18 protein-coding genes and 1 rRNA gene are annotated in these 25,606 nt (G+C 67.8%); 14 read left to right on the top strand and 5 right to left on the bottom strand.

The genetic code is table 11. The annotated features are described in order from the left end of the window. Window position 1 precedes the first annotated feature (1 nt). Together pheT and ACIQC0_RS00090 are read left to right on the top strand one after the other, a co-directional pair. The gene (pheT, locus tag ACIQC0_RS00095) at window positions 2-2,545 is read left to right on the top strand and encodes a phenylalanine--tRNA ligase subunit beta (RefSeq protein WP_400532119.1); all 2,544 of its coding nucleotides are present in this window, start codon (window positions 2-4) and stop codon (window positions 2,543-2,545) included. Between the two features lie 47 nt (window positions 2,546-2,592). Continuing rightward, a complete protein-coding gene (locus ACIQC0_RS00090) occupies window positions 2,593-3,225 on the top strand; it encodes a 4'-phosphopantetheinyl transferase family protein (protein WP_377217109.1) in 633 nt (210 codons plus the stop codon). On the opposite strand, the gene ACIQC0_RS00085 is transcribed toward ACIQC0_RS00090, so the two are convergent. The 3 genes from ACIQC0_RS00085 to ACIQC0_RS00075 all read right to left on the bottom strand — a co-directional run bounded on the left by ACIQC0_RS00085 (window position 3,222) and on the right by ACIQC0_RS00075 (window position 9,645). After that, a complete protein-coding gene (locus ACIQC0_RS00085) occupies window positions 3,222-4,604 on the bottom strand; it encodes a M1 family metallopeptidase (protein ID WP_400532117.1) in 1,383 nt (460 codons plus the stop codon). The genes ACIQC0_RS00090 and ACIQC0_RS00085 overlap by 4 nt on opposite strands. A 34-nt stretch (window positions 4,605-4,638) precedes the next feature. After that, the gene (locus ACIQC0_RS00080; protein WP_400532573.1) at window positions 4,639-8,580 is read right to left on the bottom strand and encodes a Pls/PosA family non-ribosomal peptide synthetase; all 3,942 of its coding nucleotides are present in this window, start codon (window positions 8,578-8,580) and stop codon (window positions 4,639-4,641) included. 99 nt (window positions 8,581-8,679) lie between these two features. Continuing rightward, a complete protein-coding gene (locus ACIQC0_RS00075) occupies window positions 8,680-9,645 on the bottom strand; it encodes a quinone oxidoreductase family protein (RefSeq protein WP_400532115.1) in 966 nt (321 codons plus the stop codon). Window positions 9,646-9,775: 130 nt separating this feature from the next. Here ACIQC0_RS00075 and argC point away from each other — a divergent pair, with 130 nt between their 5' ends. From argC to argH, 8 genes are read left to right on the top strand one after another with little or no spacing between them, the layout of a single operon-like run. Further along, window positions 9,776-10,807, top strand: coding sequence for an N-acetyl-gamma-glutamyl-phosphate reductase (argC, locus tag ACIQC0_RS00070; protein ID WP_377217112.1), 1,032 nt, complete (start codon window positions 9,776-9,778; stop codon window positions 10,805-10,807). After that, the gene (gene argJ, locus ACIQC0_RS00065) at window positions 10,804-11,970 is read left to right on the top strand and encodes a bifunctional glutamate N-acetyltransferase/amino-acid acetyltransferase ArgJ (protein WP_400532113.1); all 1,167 of its coding nucleotides are present in this window, start codon (window positions 10,804-10,806) and stop codon (window positions 11,968-11,970) included. The genes argC and argJ overlap by 4 nt, the downstream gene beginning before the upstream one ends. A 44-nt stretch (window positions 11,971-12,014) precedes the next feature. Then, window positions 12,015-12,983: an acetylglutamate kinase gene (argB, locus tag ACIQC0_RS00060; RefSeq protein WP_400532111.1), complete on the top strand. Its 969-nt coding sequence runs from the start codon at window positions 12,015-12,017 to the stop codon at window positions 12,981-12,983. Then, window positions 12,980-14,257 carry an acetylornithine transaminase gene (locus ACIQC0_RS00055; RefSeq protein WP_400532109.1) on the top strand — a complete coding sequence of 426 codons (1,278 nt, stop codon included), beginning with the start codon at window positions 12,980-12,982 and terminating at the stop codon, window positions 14,255-14,257. The genes argB and ACIQC0_RS00055 overlap by 4 nt, the downstream gene beginning before the upstream one ends. Further along, window positions 14,254-15,258 (top strand): ornithine carbamoyltransferase, encoded by a 1,005-nt coding sequence (gene argF, locus ACIQC0_RS00050; RefSeq protein WP_400532107.1) that lies wholly within the window; start codon window positions 14,254-14,256, stop codon window positions 15,256-15,258. Before ACIQC0_RS00055 ends, argF begins: the two co-directional genes overlap by 4 nt. Further along, on the top strand, window positions 15,258-15,788 hold the full coding sequence (locus ACIQC0_RS00045; protein ID WP_377217117.1) for an arginine repressor: 531 nt from the start codon (window positions 15,258-15,260) through the stop codon (window positions 15,786-15,788). Before argF ends, ACIQC0_RS00045 begins: the two co-directional genes overlap by 1 nt. Window positions 15,789-15,834: 46 nt before the next feature. Next, entirely contained in the window at window positions 15,835-17,040 is a 1,206-nt protein-coding gene (locus ACIQC0_RS00040) for an argininosuccinate synthase (protein WP_400532105.1), read from the top strand. A 5-nt stretch (window positions 17,041-17,045) separates the two neighbouring features. After that, on the top strand, window positions 17,046-18,473 hold the full coding sequence (argH, locus tag ACIQC0_RS00035) for an argininosuccinate lyase (protein ID WP_400532103.1): 1,428 nt from the start codon (window positions 17,046-17,048) through the stop codon (window positions 18,471-18,473). Between the two features lie 92 nt (window positions 18,474-18,565). Here the strand turns inward: argH and ACIQC0_RS00030 are convergent, their stop codons facing one another. Further along, entirely contained in the window at window positions 18,566-19,114 is a 549-nt protein-coding gene (locus ACIQC0_RS00030) for a methylated-DNA--[protein]-cysteine S-methyltransferase (RefSeq protein WP_400532101.1), read from the bottom strand. Next, a complete protein-coding gene (locus ACIQC0_RS00025) occupies window positions 19,111-20,589 on the bottom strand; it encodes an AlkA N-terminal domain-containing protein (protein WP_400532099.1) in 1,479 nt (492 codons plus the stop codon). Before ACIQC0_RS00025 ends, ACIQC0_RS00030 begins: the two co-directional genes overlap by 4 nt. A 93-nt stretch (window positions 20,590-20,682) precedes the next feature. Here ACIQC0_RS00025 and ACIQC0_RS00020 point away from each other — a divergent pair, with 93 nt between their 5' ends. The 4 genes from ACIQC0_RS00020 to ACIQC0_RS00005 all read left to right on the top strand — a co-directional run. Beyond that, window positions 20,683-21,360 (top strand): DNA-3-methyladenine glycosylase, encoded by a 678-nt coding sequence (locus ACIQC0_RS00020; protein WP_377217122.1) that lies wholly within the window; start codon window positions 20,683-20,685, stop codon window positions 21,358-21,360. A 51-nt stretch (window positions 21,361-21,411) separates the two neighbouring features. Continuing rightward, on the top strand, window positions 21,412-23,640 hold the full coding sequence (locus ACIQC0_RS00015) for a HelD family protein (protein ID WP_400532097.1): 2,229 nt from the start codon (window positions 21,412-21,414) through the stop codon (window positions 23,638-23,640). 60 nt (window positions 23,641-23,700) lie between these two features. Then, window positions 23,701-25,014 (top strand): tyrosine--tRNA ligase, encoded by a 1,314-nt coding sequence (gene tyrS, locus ACIQC0_RS00010; protein WP_377217124.1) that lies wholly within the window; start codon window positions 23,701-23,703, stop codon window positions 25,012-25,014. A gap of 499 nt (window positions 25,015-25,513) precedes the next feature. Beyond that, window positions 25,514-25,606 (top strand): 16S ribosomal RNA (locus tag ACIQC0_RS00005); the annotation flags it as partial.

Raw genomic sequence — 25,606 nt, 5'->3', positions numbered from 1 at the left:
AGTGCGTATCCCAATTTCCTGGCTGCGTGAATTCGCAGAGGTACCGGCCGGAGCAACGGCCGAAGACGTCATGGCCGAACTGGTCAAGGTCGGTTTCGAAGAAGAGGACGTCCACCGTCCCACGGACACCCTGCAGGGCCCGATCGTCGTTGGCCAGGTGCTGAGCCTGGTCAAGGAACCGCAGACTAACGGAAAAACCATCAACTGGTGCCAGGTGCGGGTCGTCCCTGAAGGGCAGGAGCAGAAGCTCACCGGCGACGGCATCGACCCGTCCGGCGTGCAGGGCATCATCTGCGGCGCCCACAACTTCGTTGAAGGCGACAAGGTGGTGGTCACCCTTCCGGGAGCGGTGCTGCCGGGCAACTTCCACATCTCGGCGCGGAAGACCTACGGGCACCTGTCGGCCGGCATGATCGCTTCCGTCCGTGAACTCGGCATTGGGGACGACCACGACGGCATCCTGGTGCTGTCCCGCATCGGGCTGGACCCCGAGGTGGGCACCGACGCCATGGAGCTTCTGGGCCTCTACGACCAAGCCGCCGAAATCAACGTCACCCCGGACCGCGGCTACGCGTTCTCCATCCGCGGCGTGGCCCGTGAATACGCGCATGCCACGGGCACGTCCTTCACCGATCCGGCGTCGAAGGTCCAGGCCCCGGAGTCGCTGTCCGGCGGATACGGCGTCAAGCTCAACGACGACGCCCCCATCTACGGCAAGCCCGGCTGCGACCGCTTCGTGGCGCGCACCGTCCGCGGCGTGGACGCCAACCGGCCCACCCCGCAGTGGATGGTCTCCCGGCTCCGGCTCGCCGGCATCCGGTCCATCTCGCTTCCAGTGGACATTTCCAACTACGTCATGCTCGAGCTGGGCCAGCCCACGCACTGCTACGACCTGGACACGCTCTCCGGCGACATCGTGGTGCGCCGCGCCGCCGCCGGCGAGCAAATCACCACCCTGGACGGCAAGGAGCGCACCCTTGACGCCGAGGACCTCCTGATCACCGACGACTCCGGCGCCATTGGCATCGCAGGCGTCATGGGCGGCGCCGCCACCGAGGTGGGCGATTCGACGTCGAACATCCTGGTGGAGGCCGCGCACTTCGACGAGGTGTCCATCGCCCGGTCCCGCCGCCGGCACAAGCTGCCGTCCGAAGCCTCGAAGCGCTTCGAGCGCGGGGTGGACTGGCAGGTTGCCGGCATTGCCGCGCAGCGCGTGGTGGACCTCCTGGTCGAACTTGCCGGAGGAGCCGCGGATGACGCGGGCACCGACGTCGGAACCGCCCCGGCGACCGTCACCATCGACCTGCCCGCGGACTTCGCAGCCGCGCGGATCGGCATCGACTTCACCGAAGACCAGATCACCACCTCGCTCGAGGACCTGGGCGCCGCCGTGGAGAAGCACGACGGCGGCTGGAGCGTCACAGCCCCCAGCTGGCGGAGCGACCTGGAGACCAAGGAAGACCTGTCCGAGGAAATCGCGCGGCTGGTGGGGTATGACCAGATTCCCGCCACACTGCCGGTGGCGCCTCCGGGCCGGGGCCTGACGCGCGTCCAGCAGCAGCGCCGCAGGTTGATCCAGGCGCTCGCCGACGCCGGGCTCACCGAGGTGCTGTCCTACCCGTTCGTGTCCAAGGCCGCCAACGACACCTTCGGTGTGGCGGAGCCGGAGGCGAAACGCACTGCGGTCAAGCTGGCCAATCCGATCAGCGAGGAGCAGGGCTTCCTGCGCACCTCGATCCTGCCCGGGCTGATCGAGGTGGCCAAGCGCAACCACTCGCGCGGCTTCCGGGACCTGGCGCTGTTCGAATCCGGCCTGGTGTTCCTGCCGTCCGGGACTGTGGGCACGGCGTCCATTCCGCCGCTGGGCGCCAAGCCCTCCGATGAGGTGCTGGATGGACTGTACGACGGCGTTCCGGACCAGCCGTTCCACGTCGCCGCCGTACTGACGGGGCATGATTCGCCCGCTGCCGCGGCGCACACTCCACGGCTGTGGGACTGGGCCGACGCGCTGGATATTGCGCGGCTCGCCGGTGATGTCCTGGGCGTGGAACTCGTTGTCAGCCAGGGCAGCCACCAGGCGTTCCACCCGGGCCGGGCCGCCCGGCTGTCTCTCCGGACCGGCGAAACCGTGGGCTATGCCGGTGAACTTCACCCCAAGCTGCTGGCCGCCGCGGACATGCCCGCCCGCTCCGTGGCCCTTGAGTTCAACGCGGACGCGCTGTTCGACGCAGCCCCGGACGTGATCGTGGCCCGCCACCTCTCCACGTTCCCGGTCGCCACCCAGGATGTCGCCCTGGTGGTTCCCGCGGAGGTGCCGGCGGACGAGGTCCTGGCCGCGCTGCGTGAAGGCGCCGGAGAGCTCCTGGAAGACGTTGCGTTGTTTGACGTCTACGCCGGCAAGGGCATTGAAGAGGGCAAGAAGTCCCTCGCCTTCGGGCTGCGCTTCCGCGCCGACGACCGCACGCTCACCGCCGATGAGGCATCCGCTGCCCGCGAGGGCGCTGTGGCATTGGCCGCCGAACGGTTCGGTGCCGTCCAGCGCTAAGCGCGCGGGACCGGGATCCCATGGATGCAAGGCTGACCCTGCGGGCAGTGGATATCGCAGCTGATGTCCCCTGCCCGCAGGGGTATCCTGGCGGCTTCGCCCCTGGACGGGCCGAAGGTCTGCGGGCCGCCGCCATGGAGCCGGCTGCCGCGCAGCGTTTCCTGGCCGGCAGGGCAGCGCTGCGGCGCTTTGTCGCCGAGGTCCTTGATGTACCGGAAGCGCAGCTGCAGTCTTCCTACGCCTGCCTCCAGTGCGGCTCCGGACCCGGGGTCTCCCACGGCCGGCCGGGCTTCACGCACCGTGGCCGGCGCTTGCCCCTGTTGCTGAGCATGGCCAGGACCGGCAACTGGGTGCTGCTCGCGGCGGTTACGTCGCCGGGCAGGGGAGAACGGCTGGGGGTGGACGCCGAAAATCCGGAACGGCTCGGCTTCGAGGGGTTTGACGCCGTGGCGTTGTCCCGCTCGGAGGGGCTCAGCCTCGCGGGGCTGGAAGGAAAGTCGCTCCTGCGGGAACGTGCCCGGCTCTGGAGCAGGAAGGAGGCCTTGCTCAAGATGACCGGCGAGGGCCTCAGGGTGGATCCCCGGACGGTAGCCGCCTTGGAGGAACCCGGAGTGCAGGACCTGCCGTCCACAGCAACGGGCCTGCCGGCGTCGCTGGTTGCCGCCGCGGCCTTGGGCTAGACTTGCCGGCTCCGCGCCGCCGGCAACGGCGGAAGCGCAAGTTCAAAGAGCCAGGGGTGGAGCACTGCTTCGGCGTCGATGCCCGCAACACCGCTGGCCATCAGGATGAAATCGGCTGTTGAGACGGAGCCATGGCGGTGGGTCCTGGTCCATTCCTGCAACAGGGTGAAGAACGCAAGGTCCCCGCAATGCATCCGGAGTGCATGCAGCGCCAGGGCCCCGCGCTTGTAGACACGGTCGTCAAACATCAGGGCCGGTCCGGGGTCGCCGATGAGCAGATCCTTCCCCGCGGCGGAAAGCCCGCGCCAGGCCGCGGCCGCCCTGTCCTGGGCGGTCATTACTCCGGCCGCCTCCGACCAGATCCATTCTGCGTAGCAGGCAAACCCCTCGTGCAGCCAAATGTCGTGCCACCCGCGGACTGTCAGGGAGTTTCCGAACCACTGGTGCGATAGTTCATGGGCGATCAGGCGCTGGGCATCCCAGTTCAGGCTGAGGTGGTTGCGGCCCAGGATGGCCATGGTCTGGGCTTCCAGCGGAATTTCCAGGACATCGTCGGCCACCACAACCGTGTACTCGGAAAATGGGTAAGGCCCAAAGCACCTGACGAAGGTGCGCATCATGTCAGGCTGGAGGCGCAGCCCCTGGCCCGCAGCCGCTGCCAGTGCGGGCGGGACGGCCGCGGTCTGGAGCACGCCTCCCGGGGCCCCACCCGGGTCAAGGACCAGGGATTCATACCGCCCGATCTGGACCGTGGCCAGGTAGGTGGCCATCGGCTCCTCCTGCTCGTAGGTCCAGGTCTCCCGGCTGGCCCTGGTGCTGTGCCCTACCAACCGGCCGTTGCAGACGGCACGGTAATTGGCGTCGGTAGTTACCGTGATCCGATAGCTTGCCTTGCTCCGCGGATGGTCGTTGCACGGAAACCAGGACGGTGCACCGTTGGGCTGGCCAGCCACCAGCACGCCGTCGGTCAGTTCTTCCCAGCCCACCTCGCCCCACAGCCCGCGGCGCGGCGCAGGATTGCCCTCATAGCGGACGTCTACGGTGAACGTTTCGCCCGGGGCCAGGTCCGCATCCAAATGGACCACCAGTTGTTCAGCGCGCTGCGCGAACCTCCGCACCCGCCGCCCGTTCAGCTGCACTTTGATGGCGCGAAGTCCCGCCAGGTCCAGGACGACGGCGGACGCCTCCCGGGCCGCCGTGGCGTGAATGACGGCGCGGCCGCTGAGCCGGTTGGCCGCCATGCGGTAGTCGAGGTCCAGTTCGTAGCGGGACACGCGGTACGAGTCGGTACCGTGGCCCGGCATGTAGGGGTCGGACAGCACTCCGGGGATGGCTGTCCCGGCGGCAGGTCCGGAGGTTGCTGGTTCAGGAAGACTCATGGACGCGGGCCTCAATCACAAACGTGGCGGGTACTTACTTCGGGCGGGGTGCAGGAACGCCGGGGCCGGCCCATGGACTGACGGGGTTGCCCATCCAGTAGGTTCCGGCCGGAACCGTTTCCCCGCGCATGACCAGGGAAGCCGGTCCCACCGTTCCGCCGTGGCCGATGCGCGCCTGCGGGAGGATGACACCGTGCGGTCCCATCGTTGCGCCGTCTTCGAGCGTAACAGGGCCGATGCTCATGATGCGGTCGTGGAACAGGTGCGTCTGCACCACGCAGCCGCGGTTCACGGTGGCGTTCCGGCCGAGAGTCACCAGGTCCGCCTCGGGAAGCCAGTAGCTCTCGCACCACGTGCCGCTCCCGATCTTCGCCCCGAGCGCCCTCAGCCACCACACCAGCGCCGGGGTTCCCGACGCGGCGCGGGCGAACCAGGGTGCGCTGACCAGTTCAATGAAGCTGTCGACTACTTCGTTCCGCCAGATGAACGAGCTCCACAGCGGATGCTCACCAGGCTGGATGCGTCCTACCAGAATCCATTTGGCGGCGACCGCCGAGGCCGCTGCCACCAAGCCGGCCAGCAGGATCACCACGCCGCTGAGCAGCGCGGCCACACCGTAATTGAACGTTGCGGCGAGCCAGTCGAAGACCAGCATGGTGCCCGCCGCAATTCCAGCCGTGAGCATGACCGGAACGAACCTGCACAGTTCCCAGAGGGCCCGGGCGATCTTGAGCCTCAGCGACGGCTGGAAGGTTCGTGTGTCGTCAGAGGCAATGGCCGTGCGGCGCAGCCGGACCGGCGGGCTGCCCAGCCAGGAGGTGCCCGACTTGGCCTTGACGGGCGTCGCCGAGAGGACTGCCACCAGAGAGTTCTTGGGGACGTTGCGGCCCGCGGCGGTCATGCCCGAGTTGCCCAGGAAGGACCGTTTTCCGATTTTCGCAGGCGCTACCCGTATCCAGCCGCCGTCCAGTTCGTAGGACGCCACCATGGTGTCGTCTGCGAGGAAGGCGCCTTCGCCGACGGTGGTCATCTTCGGGATCAGCAGGACGGTGGAAGCCTCGACGTTCCTGCCGATCCCGGCTCCGAGCAACCGGAGCCAGACCGGAGTAAAGAGGCTGGCGTAGATGGGGAAGAGCAAATCCCTGGCCAGGTCCAGGACACGTTCGGTGGCCCATACCTGCCAGCCCACCCTGCTGTGGACCCTGTGGTATCCCTCCGTGATACCCAGGCTGAGCAGCCTTGTTACGGCAAGGATCAGCAGGGCGTTGGCCGTAAACCACACCAGGGCGGCGGGCGCGAGGGCAGGCAGGAGCCGGGGAACCGCTTCGTTCAGTGATGTGCTGCCCTGGATAAAGAGGTATGCCACCCACAGCGCCGCCGCCCCTGAAATGTAGGGGATCAGGGAGAGTGCCGCGGAGGCCGTCGCGAAACCGCCGATCCAGGCCCTCTCCGCGACGCGCCCAAGGGCGGGTGCGTCGGGAACTGCATGCTTGGCCTTGCCCTGCCGGGCGGCGGGGGAACCGGCCACCAGGTGGCCGGCCTTCACCTTGCCCGACACCGCCGAGCCCGGCTCGACCTGCGCCCCCGCGCCAATGGCGGTTCCCGGCAGGAGCGTGCTGCGCGCGCCCACCGAGGCGCCGGCGCCAACGTGGACAGCGCCGATGTGGACGTAGTCGCCGTCGATCCACCAGCCGGAAAGGTCGACTTCCGGCTCCACGTTTGCGCCCCTGCCCAGTGTCAGCATCCCGGTCACCGGCGGCAGTGAGTGCAGTTGGACGTCGCGGCCGATCTTCGCCCCCAGCGCCCGGGCGTAGGACGGCACCCAGGGAGCGCTGGCCAGGCTGATGGCAGCGGCCAGGTCCTGGATCTGCTCGGCGAGCCACAGCCGGAGGTGGACCTGTCCCGATCGTGGATACCTGCCCGGTTTGACTCCCCGCAGCAGGAGCCGAGCGGCGGCAACCGCAGTCAGCATCCGCCCCGCGGGGCTGACGAAGACCAGCCAGGATGCCGCCACCCACCACCAGGAGATGGTGGGTGCTGCAGTGAACCCGGCACCCGCGGAGAGCATGTTGTTGGCCGCCATCAGGTACGTCAGCCAGCGCATGCCCACCAGGATGTGCAGGGGAACGCCCATCAGGGTTTGGAACAGCTGTGATTTTAGGGCCGTGGGGCGTACTGACCGCGCGGGGGCAGGGCCGGCAGCGCCTCCCGGCAGCGATTGCCGTGCCACTTCAATGAGCGCTCCAACCCGGGGCGTTGCGTAGATATCAGCCACTGTAACTGTCGGATAGCGGCGGCGGAGGGCAGATACCAGCTGCGCCGCGGAGAGCGAGCCGCCGCCGTAGGCGAAAAAGTCGGCATCGAGGGACGTCACGGGGCTGCCCAGGACGGCGCTCCATTGTTCCACGATCCAGGCAGCGTCATCGGGCAGGTTCAGCGGAGCTGCGTTGGCCTCTGCCGCGCTGGCACCGGCCAGGGGCCAGGGCAGGGCATGCCGGTCCACTTTGCCGCTGGTCTTGGTGGGCAGTGAATCCACGACAGTCAGCATGGGCACCAGCGCCGCCGGTAAGCTGGCGCTGAGCTGCGCGCGGGCGGCTTCCAGGTCCAGCTCCTGACCGGTGGCGGAGGCAAGATAGCCCACCAGGATCTGGTTTCCGGCAGCAGTGGTCTGAACCGCCGCGGCGGCACCCCCCACCAGGGGGAGCGACTGGAGGGCGGCGTCGATTTCCCCGAGTTCGATCCTTCGCCCGCCAAGCTTGACCTGTTCATCAGCGCGGCCCTGGAAGACCAGGCCGGCAGCCTCGTAGCGGACCAGGTCTCCGGACCGGTAGGCCCGGTCCCAGCCAAGGCTGGGCATGGGCGCATACTTCTCGGCATCCTTGACCGGATCGAGGTAGCGGGCCAGCCCCACGCCGCCGATAATCAGTTCGCCCACCGCGCCTTCTGCGACGGGGACGGCGTCGCGGTCGACGACGGCCAGGTCCCAGCCGTCGAGCGGCAGTCCGATCCGGACCGGTCCGGGTCCGCCCAGCGGAGCTGCGCAGGCGACTACCGTAGCTTCGGTGGGGCCGTAGGTGTTCCACACTTCGCGGCCCTCTATGGCTAGCCGCTCGGCGAGTTCAGGGGGGCAGGCTTCGCCGCCGAAGATGAGCAGCCGCACGTTCTCCAGCGATTCGGCGGGCCACAGCGCCGCGAGCGTGGGGACGGTGGACACTGCCGTGATTCCATGGTTGATCAGCCACGGTCCAAGGTCCATGCCGGTCCGCACCAGCGCGCGGGGGGCAGGAACCAGGCACGCCCCATGCCGCCAGGCCAGCCACATTTCTTCACAGGAGGCGTCGAAGGCCACGGACAGCCCGGCCAGCACGCGGTCCTCTGGGCCCAGCGGATCCTCCTGCAGGAAGATCCGGGCCTCGGCGTCCACGAAGGCGGACGCCGAGCGGTGGCTGACCGCCACGCCCTTTGGGGTTCCAGTGGAACCAGATGTGAAGATGACCCAGGCGTCGTCCTCCGGCGCCGGCGGCCTGGCACCGTGTGCCCGGGTGCCGCTGTCCTCCCCGCCGGCACCGTGTTCCCCTTTGGCACCGTGTACCCCACCGCCGGGGCCGGCGTCGCGGATGACGCCGCCGCCTTCCAGGATCCCTGACACCAGGGCTTCGCCGAAGACCAGCCGGGCCCGTTCGTCGGGATCGTCCGCGTCTACGGGCACATACGCTGCCCCCGCCATAAGCACGCCCAGGATTGATACGTAGAGTTCACTCGTACCCGACGGTATGCGGACGCCGATTCTGTCGCCCGCGCCGAGCCCCGCCTGGTCCAGGCGCCGGGCAACCGCGCGGACTTCAGTCATCAGCTGTGCATAGCTGAGGGAACGGCGGCCGTCGTCCAGCGCGGACGCCTCGGGAAACCGGGCCGCAGTCTCCTCCAGGATGTCCACGAGCGTCCGGACCGGGGGAGCGGACACGGAGCCGGGCATTTGGGGCGCGTAAATGGTGGGAACATCCTTCGGTGGGAGCTGCTGTTGAGCCACGTTGCTATTCTGCCTCCCCCAAGTGAACAGCAGAGGTGTTTGCCACTATGGCACCAGGAGCACCTTGCCCGTAGTGCGGCGGCCTTCGAGGTCCCGGTGGGCCTGCCCGGCTTCCGCGAGCGGGTATCTGGCGCCGATGCGGACCTTGAGGCTGCCGTCCGCCGCGGCGGCAAAGATTTCATCCGAGCGCCAGCGCCGCTCCTTGGCGTCCTGCAGGTAGTTGACCAGGGTGGGCCGGGTCAGGAAGAGCGAACCGCCCGCGTTGAGCCGCTGCGGATCCACCGGGGGCACCGGGCCGGAGGCCGCGCCGAACAGTACCAGCGTTCCCCTGACGCGCAGCGCCGCAAGTGAATCGTCAAACGTGTCCTTCCCGACGCCGTCGTACACCACGTGGGCGCCCGCGCCGCCGGTGAGCTCCCGCACCCGTCCGGCAAACTCGTCATACCGCAGCACGTGGTCCGCGCCTGCCTCCAGCGCAAGCTGTGCCTTCTCATCAGTGGAGACGGTGGTGACCACCGTTGCGCCACGCAGCTTCAGCAGCTGGATCAACAGCAGGCCCACGCCGCCTGCGCCGGCGTGCAGCAGTACCGTCTGCCCGGCTTCCACTTTGAACGTGGAGTTCATCAGGTAATGGGCGGTCATGCCCTGCAGCGGGAGGGCGGCCGCGGTGAAGTCGTCCAGTCCGGCCGGAACGGGAAGTGCAGCATCGGCGTCCACCAGAGCGTAGTCGGCGTAGCAGCTGATGCCTTCGGCAGTGGCCACCCGGTCGCCGGCCGAGAACCCGGTGACGCCCTCGCCGAGTTCCTCCACGGTGCCGGCCAGTTCGGAGCCGGGGGTGAACGGGAAGGGGACCTTGTAGGTGCCGCTGCGCTTGTAGGTGTCGATGAAGTTCACGCCGGCCGCACCCACTTTGACCAGCAGCTGCCCGGGGCCCGGAGCGGGACGGTCGATTTCCGTATGGGCGAGGACTTCCGGGCCTCCGGCCTCCCGTGCGACGATGGCGTGCGTCATGGATCTCCTTTCCCGGGTCCGGCCTCTCCGGCCCGGCTGCTGCACCCATCGTAGGGACATCGCGGCCGGTGCGGACAGCTATGCATAAATATCGGGACTTATGCATAAGTATTGTTGTATAGTCGAAGGCATGACTATTTCAGTGGCAGTGTCCGGCGCCAGCGGCTATGCAGGGGGCGAAGTCCTCCGCCTCCTGGCCGGGCATCCCGGCGTGACCATCGGCGCCATCACAGCGCACAGCAACGCGGGCTCGCGGCTGGGCGAACTACAGCCGCACCTGCACGGACTCGCCAGCCGCATCCTGGAGGACACCACGGTGGAGAACCTCTCCGGGCATGACGTGGTCTTCCTCGCCCTTCCGCACGGTGCATCCGCGGAAATCGCTGCCCAGCTACCCGAAGGCACCGTGGTGATCGACGCCGGCGCCGACCACCGGCTCGAAGACCCGGCTGCCTGGGAAAAGTTCTACGGTTCGGCGCACGCCGGCACCTGGCCCTATGGCCTGCCGGAGCTTCCCGGCCAGCGCGAGACGCTGAAAGGCGCCACCCGCATCGCCGTCCCCGGCTGCTACCCGACGTCAGCCCTGCTCGCCCTGACGCCCGGGTTCAGTGCAGGGCTCCTGGCGCCCGACGACGTCGTGATCGTTTCGGCGTCCGGCACCTCTGGCGCGGGCAAGGCCGCCAAGGTAAACCTCATCGGCTCCGAAGTCATGGGCTCGATGAGCCCCTACGGCGTGGGCGGCGGGCACCGCCACACCCCCGAGATCGAGCAAGGCCTGTCCAACGCGGCGGGCGAACAGGTCACCGTGTCCTTCACGCCCACCCTGGCGCCCATGAGCCGCGGCATCCTCACCACGGCGACCGCCCGTGTTAAGCCTGGCACCACCGCTGAGCAGCTTCGCCAGGCCTGGGCCGATGCCTACGACGACGAGCCCTTCGTGCACCTGCTCCCCGAAGGGCAATGGCCCGCCACCAAGGCCGTCCAGGGCTCCAACCATGCCGCCATGCAGCTCGCGTTCGACAGTCACACCGGCCGCGTCATTGTCACCTGCGTGATCGACAACCTCACCAAGGGCACCGCCGGCGGCGCGGTCCAGTCCATGAACATCGCACTTGGCCTGCCGGAAACCGACGGCCTCAACCTGCAGGGAGTAGCCCCGTGACCATTACCGCACCTTCCGGATTCCGGGCCGCAGGCGTCAGCGCCGGGCTCAAGGCCTCCGGCAACCCCGACCTGGCACTGGTGGTCAATGACGGCCCGTCCAAGGCCGCCGCCGCCGTCTTCACCAGCAACCGCGTGGCCGCAGCCCCAGTGCACTGGTCCCGCCAGGTGGTCTCCGACGGGCGCGTCGATGCGGTGGTCCTCAACTCGGGCGGAGCCAACGCGTGCACCGGCCCCCAGGGTTTCCAGAACACGCACAGCACCGCCGAAAAGGTAGCGGATGTGCTGGGCCTCTCCGCCACGGACGTCTTTGTCTGCTCCACCGGCCTCATCGGCGAGCACCTGCCCATGGACAAGCTCCTGCCGGGCGTGGAAGCAGCCGCCGCCGAACTGAGCACCGATGGCGGCCCGGCAGCAGGCACCGCCATCATGACCACGGACTCCGTACCCAAATCCGCCCTGTTCATCGGCAGCGACGCGGACGGCCGGGAATTCAGCATCGGCGGCATCGCCAAGGGCGCCGGCATGCTCGCTCCCGGCCTGGCCACCATGCTGGTGGTCCTCACCACCGACGCGGACGTGCAGGCGGACATGCTCGACGTCGTCCTCCGTGACGCCACGCGGGTCACCTTCGACCGGGCCGACTCTGACGGCTGCATGTCCACTAACGACACCGTGGTCCTCCTGGCCTCCGGCGCCTCCGGCGCGGTTCCCTCCGCCGCAGCCTTCGGGGCCGGACTGACCCAGGTATGCGCGGAACTGGCCCGCAAACTCATCGGGGACGCGGAAGGCGCCAGCCACGACATCGCCATCCGGACCTTCAACGCCGCCAGCGAAGCCGACGCCGAGGCCGTCAGCCGCTCGGTGGCCCGGTCCAACCTCTTCAAGGCGGCCATCTTCGGCAAGGACCCGAACTGGGGACGCGTACTTTCCGCCGTGGGCACCACCGACGCCGCATTCGAGCCTGACAAGCTGAACGTGGCCATGAACGGCGTCCAGATCTGCCGGAACGGCAGCATCGGCGACGACCGCAGCCTGGTGAACCTGGAGCCCCGCGAGGTGCTGGTGGAGATTGACCTTCAGGCCGGCGACGCAGAAGCCACCATCTGGACCAACGACCTGACCCACGACTACGTGCACGAGAACAGCGCCTACTCAAGCTAGGCAGCTGCCCGCCGAAACTCTCTGCCACTTCAGGAAGACAGGCCATGAACACCCGAACCCGTGAAAACACCTCGATGCTGGACGCCCAGGACAAAGCCGCCACGCTGATCGAGGCGTTGCCCTGGATCCAGCGCTTTGCCGGCACCACCATGGTGATCAAGTACGGCGGCAACGCGATGGTCAACGACGAACTGCGCCGCGCGTTCGCCGAGGACGTGGTCTTCCTGCACCACGTGGGCATCCATCCCGTGGTGGTCCACGGCGGAGGCCCGCAGATCAATTCCATGCTGGCCCGGCTGGGGATCGAGTCCGAGTTCAAGGGCGGTCTGCGCGTCACCACGCCGGAGGCCATGGACGTAGTGCGCATGGTCTTGACCGGCCAGGTGGGACGTGAGCTGGTAGGCCTCATCAATTCCCACGGCCCCTACGCCGTGGGCATGTCCGGCGAGGATGGCGGCCTGCTCCGGGCGGTCCGCACCGGCACCGTGATCGACGGCGAGGAAGTGGACCTCGGCCTGGTGGGCGAGGTGGTGGGCGTGAATCCCGAAGGCATCCTGGACATCCTGGCCGCCGGCCGGATTCCGGTAATCTCCACCGTGGCGCCCGAAATCGCCAACCCGGGCACCGCCGTCGACGGCCGCGCCCAGGGGGAGACGCACCAGACCACCGGCCAGGTGCTCAACGTCAACGCGGACACGGCAGCCGCCGCCCTCGCCGAAGCTCTCGGCGCTTCCAAACTGGTGATCCTCACCGACGTGGAGGGCCTGTACGCCAACTGGCCGGACAGGTCCTCGCTGATTTCGTCGCTCAAGGCGTCAGACCTGCGCGAACTGCTTCCCACCCTGGAATCCGGCATGATCCCCAAGATGGAGGCCTGCCTGAAGGCCGTTGACGGCGGCGTGGAACGCGCGCACATCGTGGACGGGCGCCTGCCGCACTCCATGCTGCTGGAAACCTTCACCACCGCCGGCATCGGCACCCAGGTAGTTCCTGACCAGGAGGTCAACGCATGAACCACACTGTTGACGTCAACCCCGCCGCCGCCGGCGCCGAAGCCGCGCTGATCACCGGCGACGGCAGCGGCGCCGACTGGCTGGCCCGCTATTCCGGCTCCCTGATGGGGGTTTTCGGCACCCCGCAGCGCGTCCTGGTCAGGGGCGCCGGCTGCCTCGTCTGGGACGCCGACGGCAAGGAATACCTTGACCTGCTGGGCGGCATCGCCGTCAACGCGCTGGGCCATGCCCACCCCTTCGTGACGTCCGTGATCTGCAGCCAGCTGGCCACCCTGGGGCACGTCTCCAACTTCTTCACCAGCCCGACCCAGATTGCCCTGGCCGAGAAGCTGCTGGCCCTGGCGAAGGCGCCCGCCGGGTCCAAGGTGTTCTTCACCAACTCCGGCACCGAAGCCAACGAGGCCGCCTTCAAGCTGGCCCGCCGCAACACCGGCTCCGCGCCGGGCGAGGCTCCGCGGCGGACCAGGATCATCGCCCTCGAAGGTGCCTTCCATGGCCGGACCATGGGGGCACTGGCACTCACGGCCAAGGAAGCCTACCGGACCCCGTTCGAGCCGCTGCCCGGCGGCGTGGAGCATATCCCGTTCGGTGACATCGCCGCCCTGGAGGCCGCGGTGGATGACACTGTTGCCGCGGTTTTCCTCGAACCCATCCAGGGCGAGGCCGGTGTACGGCCACTGCCCGCCGGCTACCTCCAGGCGGCCCGGGCCGCCACCACCAAAGCGGGCGCACTGCTCATCCTCGACGAGGTCCAGACCGGGATCGGCCGCACCGGCAAGTGGCTCGCGAGCGAAGAGGCCGGCATCGTTCCGGACGCTATCACCCTGGCCAAGGGGCTGGGCGGCGGGTTCCCGGTCGGTGCGCTGATCACCCTGGGCGAGGCGCCGTCGTCGTTGTTGTCCGCCGGCCAGCACGGCACCACGTTTGGCGGAAACCCCGTGGCCACCGCGGCCGCCCTCGCAACCCTGCACGCACTGGAAAGCCAAAACGTCCTGGCGAACGCCGCTGCGGTGGGGGAGCACCTGCGGGACGGGCTGCGCGCCATTCCCGGCGTCACCGAGGTCCGCGGCGAAGGCCTGCTGATCGGCTTCGACCTGGACGCCGACGTGGCGCCCGCGGTGGTGCAGGCAGGCCTCGACGCCGGCTTTATCGTCAACAGCCCCGGCCCGAGGACGCTCCGCCTGGCCCCACCGCTGATCCTCACCGAAGCGCAGGCCGACGCCTTCCTCGCCGTTTTTCCCGCCATCCTCCACACAGCTAAGGACGCCCAGTGACTCGCTCCTCCACCCGGCACTTCCTCAAGGACACGGACCTCAGCCCCGCCGAACAGGCCGAAGTCCTGGACCTGGCCGCCCGCATGAAGGCCGCACCGTACAGCGTCCAGCCGTATGCCGCCCACGGAAACGGCCGCAAGACCGTGGCCGTGATCTTCGACAAGACCTCCACCAGGACCCGCGTCTCCTTCGCCACCGGCATCGCCGACATGGGCGGCAACGCCCTCATCATCAACCCCGGTGAAGCCCAGATCGGGCACAAGGAAACAGTGGAGGACACCGCCAAGGTCCTGGAACGCATGGTATCCACCATCGTCTGGCGGACCGGTGCCCATGCCGGCCTGGTGGCCATGGCGGAAAACTCCAGCGTGCCCGTCATCAACGCGCTCTGCGACGACTACCACCCGTGCCAACTGCTGGCGGACCTGCTGGCGGTCAAGGAACACAAGGGGAAGCTCACTGGACTCACCATGAGCTACCTGGGCGACGCCGCCAACAATATGGCCAACTCCTACCTGCTCGCCGGCGTCACCGCGGGCATGCACGTCCGGATCGCGGGTCCCGAGGGGTACCTGCCGGCCGCGGACATCGTTGCCGCAGCTGAGGAACGCGCCGCGGAGACCGGCGGGTCCGTGCTCATCACCACCGACGCCGCGAAAGCCCTGCAGGGTGCCGACGTGGTAGCCACCGACACCTGGGTGTCCATGGGCCAGGAAGCCGAAAAGGAGGCGCGGATGCAGCTTTTCCGGGAGTACTCCGTGACTGAGGAGGCCATGGCCCTGGCTGCGGATGACGCCGTCGTGCTTCACTGCCTGCCCGCCTACCGCGGCTACGAAATCTCCGCCGGCGTGATCGACGGTCCGCAGTCCATCGTCTGGGACGAGGCCGAAAACCGTTTGCACGCGCAGAAGGCGCTCATGGCATGGCTGATGCACCGCTCCGGGCTGGCTTTTGTGGACGGCCTCGCGCCGGTCGAGGGCACCGGGGAGAGCACGTTCTAGTGTCCTCCCAGCCCACCGCCGCGGGCTCCAGCCCGGCCACCAAGACAGCCCGCCAGGCGCGCATCACCGCGATCCTTACGGGCCAGTCGGTGCGTTCCCAAGCCGAGCTGGCGGCCTTGCTCGCGGACGACGGCGTGCAGGTCACCCAGGCGACGCTGTCGCGGGACCTCGTGGAACTCGGCGCCGTCCGGGTCCGTGGGCAGGAGGGCGCGCTGGTCTACGCGGTTCCGGGCGAGGGCGGCGAACGCGCGGCCAAGGCGGGGGTGAGCCAGGAAATCCTGGACGCCCGCCTGGCCCGGCTCTGCAGCGAACTGCTGGTCACCGCAGAAGCGTCGGCAAACCTCGTGGTGCTGCGGACCCCGCCCGGTGCCGCGAACTTCCTCGCCCTGGCGATCGACCACTCTGTCATGCCGTCCATCCTGGGCACCATCGCCGGTGACGACACCGTGCTGCTGGTCTCCCGCGACCCGCTCGGCGGCCCGGACCTTGCCGCCCGCTTCCTGCAACTGGCTGAGGAAGCCGGGCAATAAGCTTGAAGACAATCATCAAAACAACCCCCAACAAGGAGCAAACAAAGTGACTGAACGCATTGTGCTGGCCTACTCCGGCGGCCTGGACACCTCCGTCGCCATCGGCTGGATCGGCGAAGCGACCGGGGCAGAGGTCATCGCCGTGGCCGTGGACGTCGGACAGGGCGGCGAATCGCTGGAAACCATCCGCCAGCGCGCACTGGGCTGCGGCGCCGTGGAGGCCTACGTGGCCGACGCTTCGGATGAGTTCGCCAACGAATACTGCGTCCCCACGCTGAAGGCCAACGCCCTTTACCAGGGCCACTACCCGCTGGTCTCCGCCATCTCCCGCCCGGTGATCGTCAAGCACCTGGTCAAAGCCGCCCGCGAATTCGGCGCCACCACGGTTGCGCACGGCTGCACCGGCAAGGGCAACGACCAGGTCCGCTTCGAAGTGGGCATCCAGACCCTCGGCCCGGACCTGAAGTGCATCGCGCCGGTCCGCGACCTCGCCCTCACCCGCGACAAGGCCATCGCCTTCGCCGAGGAAAAGGGCCTGCCCATCGAAACCACCAAGAAGAACCCTTACTCCATCGACCAGAACGTCTGGGGACGCGCCGTCGAAACGGGCTACCTGGAGGATATCTGGAACGCGCCCACCAAGGACATCTACGACTACACCGCCACTCCGGAATTCCCGCCGGCACCGGATGAGGTCACCATCTCCTTCGAGGCCGGCGTGCCGGTGGCGATCGACGGCGTCAGGGTCACCCCGCTGCAGGCCATCCAGGAACTCAACCGCCGTGCCGGCGCCCAGGGTGTGGGCCGCATTGACGTCGTCGAGGACCGCCTGGTGGGCATCAAGTCCCGCGAAATCTACGAAGCACCCGGCGCGATGGCGCTGATCACCGCCCACAAGCACCTCGAGGACGTGACGATCGAGCGCGAGCAGGCCCGCTTCAAGGCAACGGTCGGCCAGCGCTGGGCAGAGCTGGTGTACGACGGCCAGTGGTTCTCCCCGCTGAAGCGCTCCCTTGACGCATTCATTGAGGACACCCAGAAGTACGTCTCCGGCGACATCCGCATGGTCCTCCACGGTGGCCAGGCCATCGTCAACGGCCGCCGCTCCGACACCTCGCTGTACGACTTCGACCTGGCCACCTACGACACCGGTGACACGTTCGACCAGTCCATGGCCCGCGGCTTCATCGAGCTGTGGGGCATGTCCGCCAAGGTTGCCTCCGGCCGCGACATCCGGGTCGCAGGGAAGTAGCCCGCGTGGCTGACGCAAAGTCTGAAGCTACCAACACCGGCGCACTGTGGGGCGGCCGGTTCGCCGGCGGCCCCGCGGACGCGCTGGCCGCGCTCAGCAAGTCCACGCACTTCGACTGGCGGCTGGCCCGCTACGACATTGCCGGTTCCAAGGCGCACGCGCGGGTGCTGCATAAGGCCGGCCTGCTGGACGACGCTGAGCTGGAAGGAATGCTTGCCGCGCTGACGGAGCTCGATGAGGACGTAGCCTCCGGCGCGTACCAGCCTGCGGAGTCCGACGAGGATGTGCACGGTTCCCTGGAGCGTGGCCTGATAGAGCGCGCTGGTGCCCAGCTGGGCGGCAAGCTCCGGGCAGGCCGGTCCCGCAACGACCAGGTGGCCACGCTGGGCCGGATGTTCCTGCGCGACCATGCCCGCATCATCGCCCGGGGCGTGCTGGACACGGTGGACGCGCTGGTGGAACAGGCCAAGGCCCACCAGGGCGTGGCCATGCCAGGCCGGACCCACCTGCAGCATGCGCAGCCCGTGCTGCTCAGCCATCACCTGCTTGCCCACGCCTGGGCGCTGCTGCGCGACGTACAGCGGCTGCAGGACTGGGATAAGCGCGCAGGTGTTTCGCCATACGGTTCCGGTGCCCTGGCGGGTTCCTCGCTGGGCCTGGACCCTGAGGCGGTGGCCGCCGACCTGGGCTTCTACTCCGCGGTGCACAACTCGATCGATGGCACCGCGTCCCGCGATGTCTTCGCCGAGTTCGCCTGGGTGTGTTCCATGATCGGCGTGGACCTGTCCCGGATCTCCGAGGAAGTCATCTTCTGGGCCACCAAGGAGTTCTCCTTCGTGACGCTGCATGATTCGTATTCCACTGGATCGTCCATCATGCCGCAGAAGAAGAACCCGGACGTGGCGGAACTTGCACGCGGCAAGGCAGGGCGCCTGATCGGCAACCTGACCGGGCTGCTGGCCACCCTCAAGGGACTGCCGCTGGCGTACAACCGCGACCTGCAGGAGGACAAGGAACCGGTCTTCGACGCGGCGGACACCCTGGAGCTGCTGCTTCCGGCGGTTTCCGGCATGATCGCCACCCTGAAGTTCAACACCGAACGGATGGAGTCGCTGGCACCGCAGGGTTTTGCATTGGCCACGGACATTGCCGAGTGGCTGGTCCGGCAGGGCGTGCCGTTCCGGGAAGCCCACGAGCTCTCCGGCGCCGCGGTCAAGCAGGCAGAGTCCCGCAACGTTGAGCTGTGGGACCTAACGGATGTGGAGTACGCCGCCATTTCGGAGCACCTGACGCCCGAGGTCCGCTCTGTCCTGTCCACGGAGGGGTCACTGAACAGCCGCAACTCCCAGGGCGGAACGGCACCGGCCGCCGTCGAACGCCAACTGGCCGCGCTGGAAGGCGAGCTGGAGACGGCCCGCACCTACGCCGCCTAACCCCCCGACGCTCTCTCACTTAATGCGGCTTTTGGGGCAACGCTCTCTCACTTTCTTCAGGAAAATGAGAGAGCGTTGGTGTTTTTCAGGCATTAAGTGAGAGAGCGTCCGGGTATGTGGACGTTCGGGTACGCGGACGACGGCGGCTGGTTGGCTTCGCGGGCCAGGAGGCTTTCCTTGATCGCGAGACCCCAGCGGAACCCGCCCAGCGAGCCATCGGTCCGGATCACACGATGGCACGGGACGAACAGGGCCGCCGCGTTGAAGGCACAGGCACTGGCCGCGGCCCGCACGGCGCGCGGATTGCCGGCCAGGGCGGCGTACTCCGAGTACGTGACGGGTGAGCCCGGCTTGACCTGCCGCAGCACATCCCAGGCATGGGCACGGAACGGGCCAGATTGCTGGAGGACGGGCACCGCCATGGCCGGGGCGGGGTCACCGGCATAGAAGGCTTCGACGGCGGAGGAGATGGCTCCGAGATCCGCCACCATGTCCACGGCGTCCGGCCGCAGCCCGGGATGGACCTGCCCGGTCAATTCCGGAAGGCCTGCCGTCCAGCCCGAGGCAAGGACCACACCGTCACGCGCGAGGATGGCGAACGGCCCGTCCGGCGTGGACAGCTGCAGAAGTTGGGCTTTCATGGCATCCCTTTCAGGGGAACGGTGGTTGTGGGGGACGGGCGGGCGGCGGCGCGCCAGAGGTGCATGGTGGCATACGAGCGCCACGGGCTGGTTTCCCGGAAGTCAGGGCTAAGGGCGCTGCCCCCATGATCGAGCGCGCGGATCCCATTGCGTACCGCCGCGTCGTTGGCCAGGAAGATGTCCGGGGCGCCGAGGACCCGCATGGCCACATAGCCTATGGTCCATGCTCCCACGCCCGGCAGGGGCAGGAGGGCGGCTTCGAGCCCCGGCACATCGTTGCCGTAGCCAAAGTCCAGCTCGCCGGAAGCCATGGCGGATGCTGCGTGAAGGAGTGCATCGATCCTGCGCCGAGGGCCGGCCAGGAGGTGTCCGGCCTCCGCTAGCTGCGCCGGCGTGGGAAACAGCCGCTCCAGGCCGTCACCGGCGGCGGTACTTGGACTGCCCGCGGCAGACAATCGGATAAGGGCGGTGCGGGCGGCAGCGACCGTGACCTGCTGGCCCATCATGGCCCGGACCAGCAGCTCCTGCGGATCCACTGCCCCCGGCATGCGCAGCCCGGGCGCGGCGGCCACGGACGGTGCAAGCCGGGGATCACCACGGAGGGCGTCGTCGATGGCCTCGGGGTCCGCGTCCAGGTCGAACAGCCTGCGCACCCGGCCCAGCAGTGCCGGCAGGTCGCGAAGGTCCACCGCGCCCACGGTGAGGGTCAGCGGCCGGCCCGGGGCGCCGTCGTCGTAATCCACCCGGAACCTCGCGTCTCCGTGCTGCAGCCGCAGCGTGCGCGCATAGGAGGCCTCCGTCCCGGCCTCGATCCCGGGAATGGTGCGGACCGCCAGAAAGGAGAAAACGCCTGGGTCGAAGGGCTGCCGGTAGGGGAGTGCGAGCGTCAGGGCGGTGGTTCCGCGGGCGGGCCGGTGCGGCCGGGCAGCGAGGCGAAGCTCGCCGGGAGTCATGGCGAAGACCGCCAGCATGGTCTCGTTGAACTGGCGGACGCTGCTGAACCCGGCAGCAAAGGCGACATCGCCCAGCTTCATGGAAGTGGACACCAGCAGCGTGCGGGCTGTCTGGGCGCGGCCAGCGCGGGCCAGGGAGAGGGGCCCGGCGCCGAGTTCGTGGGTGAGGATCCGGTTGAGCTGCCGCGCGGAGTAGCCCAGCCGCGCCGCCAGCCCCTCCACTCCCTCCCGGTTCACCACGCCGTCGTTGATCAGGCGCATGGCCCGGCCGGCAACGTCCTGGCGGAGATTCCACGCCGGCGTCCCGGGGACCGCTTCGGGGAGGCATCGCTTGCAGGCCCGGTAGCCGGCGTCGTGCGCTGCAGCGGAGGTCTCGTAGAAGGTGACATTGGACGCTTTGGGCGTCCGGGCCGGGCATGAGGGGCGGCAGTAGATCCCCGTGGTCCGCACGGCAGTGTAGAACTGCCCGTCGAAGCGGGTATCCCGGGCGTCGATGGCCCGGTAGCGCTGCCAGAAATCCACGCTTCCATCCTGCCAGCCCGAAGAGGCTGCACCTAGCGGAAATCGGACATGGCTGCGTAACCGGTTTCCTGCCGGTCTCGATAGAGTCTGCCCATGAGTGACCAGCTGTCTCATGGCCCGGACGACCTGCGCCGATTCCTGTCCGGAGACGCCCGCGACCTTGCCCCGCTGCTGCTCGGTGCCGTCCTCACGCACGAGTCCCGGGAGGGGCCGGTCTCTGTCCGGCTGACCGAGGTTGAGGCGTACCTGGGCCCGGAGGATTCGCTCCATCCCGACCCCGGCTCCCACACGTACCGCGGCCCCACTCCGCGCAACGCGCCGATGTTTGGCCCGGCCGGGCACCTCTACGTCTACTTCACCTACGGGATGCACCACTGCACCAATATTGTGTGCGGCCCCCCTGGCACAGCTTCCGCCCTGCTGCTGCGCGCCGGCGAAATCGTGGACGGCCTCGAGCTGGCACGGAAACGCCGGCACACGTCCAGGACCGCCGCCGATCTCGCCAGCGGCCCTGCCCGGCTCGCCAAGGCGTTGGGCCTTACGACGGCGGACAGCGGCCGGGATGCCCTGGCGCCGCCTTTTGCGCTGGTACTTCCGCCCCGCCCGGCTGGGGCGGTCAGCTCCGGTCCGCGGGTGGGGGTGTCCGGCGCCGGCGGGTCCGGGGAGTATGCATGGCGGTACTGGATCACAGGCGATCCCACCGTGTCCCGGTACAAGGCCGCGAAGCCGCGCCCGGGGAAGGCCGGACCGCCCGCGTTTGGCGCCCGTTAACGGAAATGGTTGTAGAATGGTAGGTCTGTCTTTTGCGATAGGGGAACGTTAATGCTCGACGCGGATTTGGCCCACGAACGGGAGTATGTGGCCGGCCTTTATGCCCGGCTGGAAGAGCTCCGCGAGGAAAAGCGCCGGCAGCTGGCGCAGGTCCGGCGGGCCGGCGCCGTGGGCACCATGCAGAATGTTTCCGAACGTGACGCCTTTGCTGCCCTGTATGAGGACCGCCTGGCGCAGCTGGACGCCGTGGATGACCGGCTGGTCTTCGGCCGGCTGGACCTGGATTCCGGGGAAGCGCAGTACATCGGCCGTATCGGCCTGTCCACCGAGGACCTGCAGCGGCTCATGGTGGACTGGCGCGCGCCGGAAGCCGGCCACTTCTACCAGGCCACCGCTTTCGACCGGCAGGGCGTGCGGCGGCGCCGGCACCTGATCCTGCAGGGCCGCGAGGTCAAGGCGATCGAGGATGACGTGCTGGATGCCTCCATGCTCGCGGACAACGAGTCGCTGCAGGGCGAAGGGGCCCTGCTGGCGGCCCTAAATTCGAAGCGGACCGGCCGCATGTCGGACATCGTCAGCACCATCCAGTCGGAACAGGACCGGATCATCCGTTCCTCCATCTCCGGTGCCCTCGTGGTGCAGGGCGGGCCGGGTACGGGCAAGACTGCCGTGGCGCTGCACCGCGCCGCCTACCTTCTTTACACCCACCGGGACCGGCTCAAGAGTGCAGGTGTCCTGCTGGTGGGCCCGTCGTCGTCGTTCATGAAGTACATCGAACGGGTGCTGCCCTCGCTGGGTGAGACCGGCGTCGTGATGGCCAGCCTGGGCCGCTTGATGCCCGGGATCCAGGCTGTTCCCGAAACGGAAGCCGCCGTGGCGGCCATCAAGGGGCGCCTGGACATGGCCACCGTGGTGGCCAACGCCGTCTCCAACCGCCAGCGGGTCCCGGCCGGGAACCAGATCCTGGAGGTGGACGGGCGCAAGCTCACCCTCACGCCGCGCCAGGTGCGCCGCGCCCGCGAACGCGCCCGGTCCACCGGAAAGCCGTACAACGAGGCCAGGGTGACCTTCGTGAAGATCCTGTTGCGTGAGCTGACCGAACAGCTGACGGACATGGTGGAAGCCGGGAACATCGGCAACAACGCGGACCGCTCCTACCTGGCCGAGGATGTCCGGACCGCCCGGGACGTGCGGATCGCGCTGAACCTCTGCTGGATGCCCATGACGCCGGAGAAGCTGATTTCCGAGCTGTTCAGCAAGCCCGCCGTGCTGGAGTTCTGCACCCCACATCTCTCGCCCGCCGAGCGCGATCTGCTGCTGCGCCCGGCGGACGCCCCGTGGACCGAATCCGACGTTCCGCTGCTGGACGAAGCCGCCGAATTGCTGGGCGAACTCGACCCGGCGGCCGGCCGCGGCCTGGCCCAGCAGGAACACGACCGCGCGCGGGACCTGGCCAACGCCAAGCAGACGCTGGTCAACATGGAAACGGCCGGCGTTGATGCGCTCATGACGGCCGAGGACCTGATGGAGCAGAACCAGGAACGCGAGGCCCGGCTCACCGCGGCCGAGCGCGCCACCACGGACCGGACCTGGGCGTTCGGGCACATCGTGGTGGATGAGGCCCAGGAGCTGTCCCCGATGCAGTGGCGGCTGCTGGTTCGCCGGTGCCCGCTGAAGTCCTTCACGATCGTGGGGGACATTGCCCAGACCAGTTCCGTTGCCGGCGCCAACTCGTGGCAGGGTGCGCTGGGGCCCATGTTCGGTGACAGGTGGCAGCTGGAGGAGCTGACGGTCAATTACCGTACGCCCACGCAGATCGCCGAGGCCGCGGTGCGGATGGCCAACGCCGCCGGCCTGGTGGTGTCTGCGCCCAAGGCGGTCCGGGAGGGCCGCTGGGCGCCGATCGTGGACCAGGTACAGCCGGGTGCGCTGGTGGACCGCCTGGTGGAGGTGCTGCCGGAGGAGCTTGCAGCGCTCGACGGCGGCCTGCTCGCCGTGATTGCCGACGGTCCCCTTCTCGCTGAAGCTGCATCCGCCCTGCGTGCCGCCTACGGCCGGCGCATCGGCAACGGCGCGGGCAGCTATGAGCAGGACATCGTGGTGATCAGTCCGCGTGAGGCCAAGGGCCTGGAGTTCGACGGCGTGGTGGTGCTGGAGCCTGCCATGATGCTCAACCATGAGCACGGCAAGGTGGGGGACCTGTATGTTGCCATGACCCGTGCCACGCAGCGGCTGCGGTTGATCGCAGGGCAGCCGGTGCCGGCAGGCATTATCCGGTGAAATTGGAGGGCCGCCCGCGGCGCTGAGGGAGGCCGCGGCAATACTGCTAACTTAGAAGGCGTGCCAGAACTAAGCAGCCTCGAATCGCAGCAGAACGACCCCACCTTTGCCAATATTTGGCAGGAGCTGAAGTGGCGTGGCCTGGTCCACGTCTCCACCGACGAAGCGGAGCTGGAAAAGCTCCTCGCCGGTGCACCGGTTACGTACTATTGCGGCTTCGACCCCACCGCACCGAGCCTGCACCTGGGCAACCTGGTCCAGCTGCTCCTCATGCGGCGCCTGCAGCTGGCGGGGCACCGCCCCCTGGGCCTGGTGGGCGGATCCACCGGGATGATCGGTGATCCGCGTCCGACGGCGGAGCGCACCTTGAACACCAAGGACACCGTTGCTGAATGGGTCGGGTACCTCCAGGCCCAGGTGCGCCGATTCCTCAGCTTCGAGGGCGACAATGCCGCGCGGATGGTCAACAACCTTGACTGGACCGCACCGCTGAGCGCCATCGACTTCCTGCGTGAAGTAGGGAAGCACTACCGCGTCGGAACCATGCTCCGCAAGGATGCGGTGGCCTCGCGCCTGAGCTCGGACGAGGGCATCAGCTACACGGAGTTCAGCTACCAGATCCTGCAGGGCATGGACTACCTGGAGCTGTACCGCGAATACGGCTGCGTCCTGCAGACCGGCGGCTCCGACCAGTGGGGCAACCTCACCAGCGGTACCGAACTGATCCGTAAGGTGGAAGGCAAGAGCGTCCACGCACTTGGCACCCCACTGATCACCAACTCCGACGGAACCAAGTTCGGCAAGAGCGAGGGCAACGCCATCTGGCTGGATGCCGGCATGTGCAGCCCGTACGCGTTTTACCAGTTCTGGCTCAACACGGCCGACGCTGACGTGGTGGACCGGCTGAAGGTTTTCACCTTCCTGTCGCGTGCCGAGATCGAAGAGATTGCCGTGGCCGTGGCAGAACGCCCGTTCGCACGGGAAGGCCAGCGGAAACTGGCGTTCGAGGTTACCTCGTTGGTGCACGGTGTCGAGGCCACGGAAAAGGTCATCGCCGCCTCCGCCGCGCTGTTCGGTAACGGCGACCTTTCTGCGCTGGACAAGCAGACGCTGCAGGCAGCCACCTCGGAGCTTCCTTCCGCCACGGTCCAGGTCGACGCGCTTGGCATCATCGACCTGCTCGTCGCCTCCGGATTGTCGGAGAGCAAGTCTGCTGCCCGGCGCACAGTAGGGGAGGGTGGCGCTTACGTAAACAACGAGAAGGTACTGGACCCGGAAGCCGTGATTTCGGAGTCCGAACTGCTCCATGGGCAGTACCTCCTTTTGCGCCGTGGCAAGAAGAACCTCGCGACGGTTCAGGTCCTGGTTCCCTAGCCGGCAGCCTGCCCGCCCAGCCCGATGCACGCCCTTCCGGAGCCGATTTGCACGGCCGCGGAGGGGCGTGTATTGTTTTCTGAGTCGCCGCCGCTGAGTGGTGACAAACCCCCAACAAATGAGAAGCGATTCTTGGCCGTGCAGGGCACGGATTGAAGAGTCCTTCGATATTTTGCTGGGCGGATTCATCTCGATTGAGTGAATTCCGGGAAAACAACCGGATTTGCAAAAGCGAATGAAGATGAAATAAGATAAAAACATCGCAGCGAAGAAATACGAAGCGAAATTCATTGAATGAATTGCTTCGGGAATATTCGGGTGTGTCTGTTGTTTGAGAACTCAATAGTGTGCCAAGTTTGTTGATACCAATTGTTTTATTGATTGGTTGTTTTTGCTGTGCCGCCACCCCGTGGTGTGCATGGTTTTTACAGCTGGTTTCAAATTTTGTGCAGCCTTTTGGTCCCGTTTTCCCGGGGCTTGGGGTTGTGTCTGTTTTTCTTCAACGGAGAGTTTGATCCTGGCTCAGGATGAACGCTGGCGGCGTGCTTAACACATGCAAGTCGAACGATGAAGCCAGCTTGCTGGTGGATTA

This window comes from Pseudarthrobacter sp. NPDC092419, assembly GCF_044755045.1.
Taxonomy (GTDB): Bacteria; Actinomycetota; Actinomycetes; order Actinomycetales; family Micrococcaceae; genus Arthrobacter.
This window is presented reverse-complemented; position numbering and strand designations above follow the sequence as displayed.

Bases quoted from the DNA above. Each gene is read 5' to 3' on its own strand.
- ACIQC0_RS00085 (WP_400532117.1), bottom strand. From the start codon at position 4,604: ATGAGTCTTCCTGAACCAGCAACCTCCGGACCTGCCGCCGGGACAGCC.
- ACIQC0_RS00080 (WP_400532573.1), bottom strand. From the start codon at position 8,580: ATGCCCGGCTCCGTGTCCGCTCCCCCGGTCCGGACGCTCGTGGACATC.
- ACIQC0_RS00075 (WP_400532115.1), bottom strand. From the start codon at position 9,645: ATGACGCACGCCATCGTCGCACGGGAGGCCGGAGGCCCGGAAGTCCTC.
- argC (WP_377217112.1), top strand. From the start codon at position 9,776: ATGACTATTTCAGTGGCAGTGTCCGGCGCCAGCGGCTATGCAGGGGGC.
- argB (WP_400532111.1), top strand. From the start codon at position 12,015: ATGAACACCCGAACCCGTGAAAACACCTCGATGCTGGACGCCCAGGAC.
- ACIQC0_RS00055 (WP_400532109.1), top strand. From the start codon at position 12,980: ATGAACCACACTGTTGACGTCAACCCCGCCGCCGCCGGCGCCGAAGCC.
- ACIQC0_RS00030 (WP_400532101.1), bottom strand. From the start codon at position 19,114: ATGAAAGCCCAACTTCTGCAGCTGTCCACGCCGGACGGGCCGTTCGCC.
- ACIQC0_RS00020 (WP_377217122.1), top strand. From the start codon at position 20,683: ATGAGTGACCAGCTGTCTCATGGCCCGGACGACCTGCGCCGATTCCTG.
- ACIQC0_RS00015 (WP_400532097.1), top strand. From the start codon at position 21,412: ATGCTCGACGCGGATTTGGCCCACGAACGGGAGTATGTGGCCGGCCTT.